This window comes from Streptosporangium sp. NPDC048886, assembly GCF_055586905.1.
This window is the reverse complement of the sequence record NZ_JBVJHH010000122.1, coordinates 1-1,067: the sequence shown is the minus strand read 5'-3', so window position 1 is coordinate 1,067 and position 1,067 is coordinate 1. Positions and strand designations below refer to the sequence as shown.

General features: G+C 67.5%; 1 pseudogene. It reads left to right on the top strand.

The features are described from left to right. Positions 1-1,067, top strand: a pseudogene (locus tag ACZ6R6_RS49350) (hypothetical protein); the annotation flags it as partial.

The window sequence follows — 1,067 nt, the reverse complement described above, 5'->3', positions numbered from 1 at the left end:
GCGATCGAGGCCCGCACCACCGCGGCGACCGCGCACAAGGTCGAGGGCGAAGTACAGCTGGAGCCGGGCCGCCAAACCGCTGATGACCTGCAGAAGAAGGTCCCCTACGTGGAATCGGGGATCGGCCTGCCGCCTGGGTCGGTCATCACCAGCCTCGACCCCGACGACGCCAGCAAGGCCAAGGTCGTCATCTCCGACCCGCGGGTGATGAAGAACCCGATCCCCTGGCCGGGACCGTCCCGGCCGGGGGGCAGCGTGGCTGATCCCATCCGGCCTGGCCTGTGGCAGGACCTCGACGAGATCGAATACGTCGTCGTCGGCCACCACCTGCAGATGATGGGGCAGACCGGCGCAGGCAAGGGCATCGGTGGCGCCTGGAACTTCCTCGGTGAGCTGATCACCCGCTACGACGTCGCCGTATTCGCCGGCGACATCACCAAAGGCGAGCAGACGCTAGGCCCTCTGCGCCCCGCGCTACACCGATTCGAGACCACCGTGGCCGGCGTGAAAGCGATGCTGGCCGAGCTGCAGGCCCAGGTGAAGGAGCGCACCGACTACCTGTCATCCAAGAAGCTGCAGAAGTGGGTCAAAGACTGCGGCCTCACCTACTGGATCATCTGGCTGGAGGAGTTCCCCGACATCTACGACGCCCTCACCGACGCCGAGCAGGAGAAGTTCCTGTCCATGCTCAAAGCGGTCCGCTCGGCCGGCGGCACGATCGTGATGAGCCTGCAGCGCTCGGACTACACCCAGATGCCGACCCTGGCCCGCGGCCAGCTGGCCAAGATGTGCTTCGGCGTGGAGTCCGGCGGAGACGCCAGCTTCGGCCTGAGCGAAGCCCAGCAGGACGCCGGAGCCCGCCCAGAGCTGTGGAGCAACAAGCAACCCGGCATGGCCTACCTGGATGCGCCCAGCATCGCCGACGGGCGGATCGCCATGCCGCTGCGTACCTACGCGTGGGGCATGAAGGGCACGGTGTTCGACGACGAGCTCGCCAACGCCGCGCTGAGCGCGCACGCTGCCGCTTACCCGGCCGCCTACAAGAAGGTCGATGCCGGCACCGCGAA